The sequence below is a fragment of the Pseudomonas sp. TWI923 genome (assembly GCF_039673365.1).
Lineage (GTDB): Bacteria > Pseudomonadota > Gammaproteobacteria > Pseudomonadales > Pseudomonadaceae > Aquipseudomonas > Aquipseudomonas sichuanensis.
The window spans coordinates 1-6,004 of record NZ_JBDJLM010000142.1 but is presented as its reverse complement, the minus strand read 5'-3'; the positions used below and the strand labels follow the sequence as shown (position 1 = coordinate 6,004).

Annotated in this window: 4 protein-coding genes; 3 read left to right on the top strand and 1 reads right to left on the bottom strand. The window is 59.9% G+C overall.

Features of this window, described 5'->3' with window-relative positions; translation table 11 throughout:
* Both ABE459_RS25585 and ABE459_RS25580 read left to right on the top strand, forming a co-directional pair.
* A partial coding sequence (locus ABE459_RS25585; protein WP_346648170.1) for an RHS repeat-associated core domain-containing protein occupies nucleotides 1-2,392 on the top strand: 2,392 nt, incomplete at its 5' end.
* 120 nt (nucleotides 2,393-2,512) lie between these two features.
* Nucleotides 2,513-2,701 (top strand): hypothetical protein, encoded by a 189-nt coding sequence (locus ABE459_RS25580; protein WP_125462402.1) that lies wholly within the window; start codon nucleotides 2,513-2,515, stop codon nucleotides 2,699-2,701.
* Nucleotides 2,702-3,434: 733 nt separating this feature from the next.
* Here ABE459_RS25580 and ABE459_RS25575 read toward each other — a convergent pair.
* Nucleotides 3,435-5,066: a hypothetical protein gene (locus ABE459_RS25575; protein WP_323830284.1), complete on the bottom strand. Its 1,632-nt coding sequence runs from the start codon at nucleotides 5,064-5,066 to the stop codon at nucleotides 3,435-3,437.
* Between the two features lie 506 nt (nucleotides 5,067-5,572).
* On the opposite strand from ABE459_RS25575, the gene ABE459_RS25570 reads away from it, so the two are divergent.
* Nucleotides 5,573-6,004 (top strand): Hcp family type VI secretion system effector (locus ABE459_RS25570; RefSeq protein WP_346648169.1); only part of this gene is annotated, 432 nt, incomplete at its 3' end.

Below are 6,004 nucleotides of genomic sequence, written 5' to 3'. Positions count from 1 at the left end.
CGCCTACAAGGCGGGGCAGTTGAGCAAGGTCACCCATGCGGACATGACCGAGGAGCGTTTCGAACGCGATGCCGAAGGCCGGTTGCTGGCCCATGTCGATGCGCTGGACCGTTGCACTACCTGGAGCTACACCCGCGCCGGGATGCTCGCCGAGCGTGTCGATGCGCTGGAGCACAAGCTGCGCTACCGCTGGGACAAGCTCGGCCGGTTGGTCAGCCTGGAGAACCAGAACGAGAGCCGCGCCAGCTTCGTTTACGACCTGGCCGGGCGCCGCCTGGAAGAGACCGGCTTCGATGGCCTGACCACCCGCTACCAGTACGACCCGAGCAGCGGTCGGCTGGCGAGCAGCCAGGTTGGCCAGCGCCGCATCGACCTGCGCTTCGATGCCATGGGGCGCCTGGTCGAGCGCTGCGCAAGCCAGGGCGATCAGCAGCAGAGCGAAACCTTCGCCTACGATGGCAACGGCAAGTTGATCCAGGCGCTCAATGCCGTCAGCAAACTGCAGTGGTTCTACGATGACGCCGGCAACCTGACCCGCGAACATCAGCACTACCTGATGACCGGCGACCCGATGGTGGCGGTATGGCGCCATGAGTACGATGCGCTGAACCGCCGCACCGCAACCATCCGCCCAGACGGGCACAAGGTCAGCTGGCTGACCTACGGCAGCGGCCACCTGCTGGGCATGACCCTCGATCAGCACGAGATGCTCGCCTACGAGCGTGATGATCTGCACCGCGAAGTGGTGCGCCATCAGGGCAACAAGCTCATGCAGATGCAGCGCTGGGGCAAGACGGGGCTCCCCGAAGAGCAATGGCTCGGCAGCCATGACGGCAAGACCGCCCTGCTCAAGCGCCAGTATGAATACGACACGGTGGGGCAGTTGACCGATATCCACGATAGCCGCCGTGGCCAGCTGGCGTATCAGTACGACCCCCTGGGGCGCTTGTTGCAGGCCAACAGCCGCCTGGGCGCCGAAACCTTCGCCTTCGACCCGGCGGGCAACCTGCTGGATGAAACCCAGCAGCTCAACCGCCCCCTGGAAGAGGACGCCCGGCGCAACAAGGTGATGGACAACCTGCTGCGCACCTATGCCGGCAGCCAGTACCGCTACGACGAACGCGGCAACCTGAGCCATCGCCTGCAAGACGGTGCGCAGGCGCACTTCACCTGGGACCTGTTCAACCGGCTGGTGCGTTACAACGACGACAGGCTCAAGGTCGAATACAGCTATGACGCCCTGGGCCGTCGCCTGCACAAGCATTCGCTCGCCCATTACTGGGACAAGCCCGAAGCCGGCACCGGCTGGAACCAGCTGGAACGGGCCAGGCGCCAGCGTGAACTGCACTGCGGCTTCACCCTGTATGGCTGGGACGGCGAAACCCTGGCCTGGGAAAGCTCGCCGCCGCTGGATGAGGGCGATACCGGCCGCACCGTGCACTACCTGTACGAGCCCGGCAGCTTCGTGCCGGTCGCCCAGGCCCTGCACAACCGCCCGGTACGCCTGTTCAAGCAGCCGGATTGGTCCGGGCGCGAGTACGACTTCGACCGCGATCCGCTGTGGCACACCGAGGTCAAACCCCAGGCCTTCGATGCCATGGCCTGGTACCACTGTGACCATCTGGGCACGCCGCAAGAGCTCACCGATGAGCAGGGGGACGTGGTCTGGAGTGCGCATTACACCGCGTGGGGCGAAATACGCGAAGAGCTTACGGAGCAAGCCAGATTGCTGGGGGTGAGCAACCCGATTCGCTTCCAGGGGCAGTACCAGGACCCGGAAACGGCGCTGCACTACAACCGCTATCGGTATTACGAGCCGAAAATGGCGCGGTATGTGTCCAGGGACCCGATCGGGATGCAGGGTGGGCTGAACGTCTACAGCTATGTGAGCAATGCGCCTGTTATGCGTGCGGACCCGTTGGGCTTGTGGGATGTACCGTTTGCCAACATGCCGGGCGTGCAGGAACGTGCTTCGTTGGGCATGCACATGATGAAGAATGGTGAGTCGCCGGAGGCCATTTCCAGAGCAATGTCACCACCACCGCCCAAGCCGATTGCGACAGGTGAATGTCGGATAACAGGGACCCTCGCGGCCGGTTCGGGCGTTTCTGTTGCAGGGAAATTCAATGAGGTATCGGGAAGGAGTGTTGAAGTTGGAGTACCGATGATCGCAGTGGCGGCACGGGCTACTGCAACGTGTGGTTTGAAGTTTGCTGATCCGGACGCCAAGTCACTTCGCGCCGCTGCCGGTGTAGGGTTCAGTTTAGGTATATTCAGCGTGGATATAAGCCAAACATCTACGTGGCCTGAGGTGTATATCGGAGTGGGGCCAGGTATTGGGCCGGAAATTGATGTGCCTGTTACGCCTGCTGTCTCAGGCACCGCTTTCTAAAGGTGATGTATGTGTGAAATTGTTCAGTTCGTGAGAATTGCCATATTTGTGGTCTGTGCTGGGTTGGTTTTCACTTCGATCATTTGCGCGAACGCATATTGCAAGAAAGTGGGTGTGAATATGAACACCTTCGAAGGCATGCTTGAGATGTATCGGAGGGTGTTCAAATTCGAGAATAAGCTGTTGTCGATCCTGGTGCTGTTCAGCATGTACGGCGGAGCTTTGATGGTGTTTGGGCTTATGGGCTTGACCCTCTGGGGTGAGGCGCAGGGGTGTGATTTTCATATCAATGATCGGTCCATAAGGTAGCCAGATACGGCGAGTACAGCGATGGCGTCTTCGGTCGCCATCCGTACAAAAAGCTATTGACGGTCGCGCTAGGGAAACTGTGAGCTTAGTGCTTCTCGATATCAGGATTATCCTGAAGTCAGCATGCCCTGATATCGTCATTGGAGTAGGTCCTGATATTGCTTATCAACTCAATAGTCAATGCAGTCCGCCCAAAAATTTATCAATTGCTTTGAAACCAAATGAGAGCTTGTTGTGTGTGGATGGTTGACGCTGTCGGTTGAGGTTGTGTTTTGGGGGTTGGCAATTTTGCTGACTGTTACTGTGCTCTACGGACATTATTATTCAAAGAGAAACGGGATAAATATGAATACTTTTCCTGGGTTGTTTGAATTATTCGGTCATGTTTTTACATTTAAGAATAAGTTGTTGTCCGGGCTATTTATTTTCTCTATGTACGGTGGTGCGATTATCGGTGTTGGTTTGATTGTGTTGATTTTTTATGCGCAATCCAAGGGGTGTAATATTCATGTCAAGGGCAGTAGGGGTTGACATTCAGATGTGTGTTGTGAGGCTTATAAGGGGTGCCTATTGATTAGTGTATGTACGAAAAATCCGGAGTACTTTACTATCAGTTCGCACCGCCTCATACCGCGACCAGGGTGTGACTTTCACATCAACAGGCTCGCGCGCTGATCGGTAGCGAGCCTGCACACGTGCTAGACACAAACTCCCTCGGCACAGAGCGCGCCCGTCAATCCTGCTTCCCGGGAACCCCAAATCCATATCCTTGCAACAGGTCCTGACGAATGCTGGTCCCCAGGGCATACAGCCTGTCCTGTTGAGGTGCGGCCCAGTCAATCGCCGCACTGGCCAGGGCAAGGGTCAGGCCGAGGGCTTCCTCGCCCTGCTGCGGCAGGTCGCCCGCCGACACCTTCGGCTTGCCGGCAATCAGCGACACGCTGGCCAGCAGCAGCGCGTAAACCCCTAGCAGTTTCAGGTACAGGCCAAGCGGTTGTGCCTTCATCAGGCGCAACAGGTAGGACAGCGCACGGAATCCATGCACGGCCAGCCCACAGAGGATCAGCAGGGCAGCCACGCCGGGGGTGATCAGATCGCGGTAGCTGTCGCGGCCCAGGGTCGAAAGATCGCCCGCCGAGGCGACGCGCTGCTTCATCAGTTCACGGGCGTCGTGCTGCAGCGTGGGCAGGTAGACCGAGCGCACGAAATACTCCTCGGTCAGGTAGGCATACAGGGTAATGCTCGGCGGCAACGCCAAGTCCTGGCGCCACTGCCCCTGGATGGCATCCACCGCCAGGAACGCCGGGCGCTTGAGGCCGGGCTCGATCCAGCCGGCGTTGATCCGCTGCTGGAGCAGTGTTGCGTAGTGATTGCGTGCATCACGTCGCACCTGGCTGGCCACGGCGCGGTTGAAACCGGGGCGGTCGTCGGGCCGCCAGAGGTCGTTGACCGGTACGTTCATCTGCTCGCGCAGGACATGGCGCACGTCTTGCCATTCGCTGCTGGGCAGGGTCCAAGGGTTGAGGTTGCGCCCGCGGCTGCTGAGCAGGCGCAGGTAGTCGGTCCAGGCCTGGCCCTGGCGCTGAAGGATGGCCAGGCGGCTGGTGGCGCCCGCGTAGTAAAGGCTGGCGCGACGGTATTGGCGGTAGTTGTCTTCCTGCCGGCCGGTGGCCTGGCGGTAGCGCTCATAGTTGCGCTGCAGGCCGCCGCGCTGCTGGTCGGCGAGTTGTTCGAACAAGGCCTGCGGGGTCAGGCCTTCTGTGGCCTTCAGCGCGGTGATGTGCGGCAGGCGCAGAGCCAGTTCGGCCAGGCGCAGCTTACCTTGCGGACTGAGCAGTTGCTCGGCTGTTGCGGCCTGGCCGTCCAGGCGCAGGTCGTGGTGCAGCATCAGGTTGAGCAACGGGATGCCGAAGGCGGCCTGGGCCTGCTGCTCGGGGCTGGCCTGTTCGACCAGGCTGTCCACCAGCAGGCGCTGGGCGTGATAGCCGAGGTACAGGCAACTGCCGCAGGTGATCAAGGCCCACAATACCGTGCGCCCGAACGGCCAACCCTGGCGTAGGCTCTTGCGCAACAGGCAACTGAGTACCAGCAGGGCCAGGGCGGCGGCGCCCAACCATTGGCCCTGGCGGGCGAAATTTTGCAGCAGGGAATGTGGCACGAGGCTGCCGACCAGGTCGGTCAGTTGCGCGAGGTAGCCCAGCGCGAGCACCAGGTAGATCACCGTCGGTATCAGCATCAGCCGCGCAAACCCGCATTCCTGGGCGCGGGTCAGCGGCAGGTCGCCGCCCCACAAGGCGCGGGCCAGGCGTTGCCAGGGTGTGTGTTCCTGGCCATGGGCGGAGCGTAGCAACAAGGCGCCGATCATCAGGCACTGCCTGCTTGGCAAAGGAAACGGGCAGGGCTGGGCGAAGTGGGCTCTGGGGTGTTCACGCGCGGCTTTCCTTGTCGAATCGGTGGAGCGTCCATTGAATGCGGCGCGATAGTAGCACGTTGATGTTAGCGGCGCGGGGGCAGCCCTGAGCCATGCGCAGGATGGTCTGTAAGCCATGGGAAAATCGGGTCGCTGACTTTTTGCTCAACTGCGCAAGAAGTTGCGCACTTCAATGTGGATAAGTCTGTGGATAAGCGCTGTGGGCATTGCTGTATATGGCCTGCAGCCATCTGCGCAACTTTTTGCCAGCACTGCGCAAGAAGTTGCGCAACTTTTGAATGCTCATCGCTAAAGGAGGCATTCGAATGGATGGTTTTGCTAAATAACTAATTGAATTTATTGGTTATTTTTCAATTGGCACAGCTCTTGTATCGAAAGCTGCTCCCGCTCGGCAATTTCCTGCCGTCTGCGCGACTTTTTTCTTACGCAAGGAGAGCACCATGGCAACACCAGCCTACATGTCCGTCACTGGCGAAAAACAAGGCCTGATCACCGCTGGCGCGTTCACCGCCGACTCGGTGGGCAACACCTACCAGGAAGGCCACGAAGACCAGGTGATGGTCCAGGGCTTCGAGCACGAAGTGATCATCCCGCGTGACCCGCAGTCCGGCCAGCCGACCGGTCAGCGCGTGCACAAGCCAGTCAAAATCACCAAGGTCTTCGACAAGGCTTCGCCGCTGCTGCTGGCTGCCCTGACCTCGGGCGAGCGCATGACCAAGATCGAGATCAAGTGGTACCGCACCTCGGCCCAGGGCACCCAAGAGCACTACTACACCACCGTCCTGGAAGACGCGATCATCGTCGACATCAAGGACTACATGCACAACTGCCAGGACCCGAGCAACGCTCACTTCACCCACCTGGAAGACGTG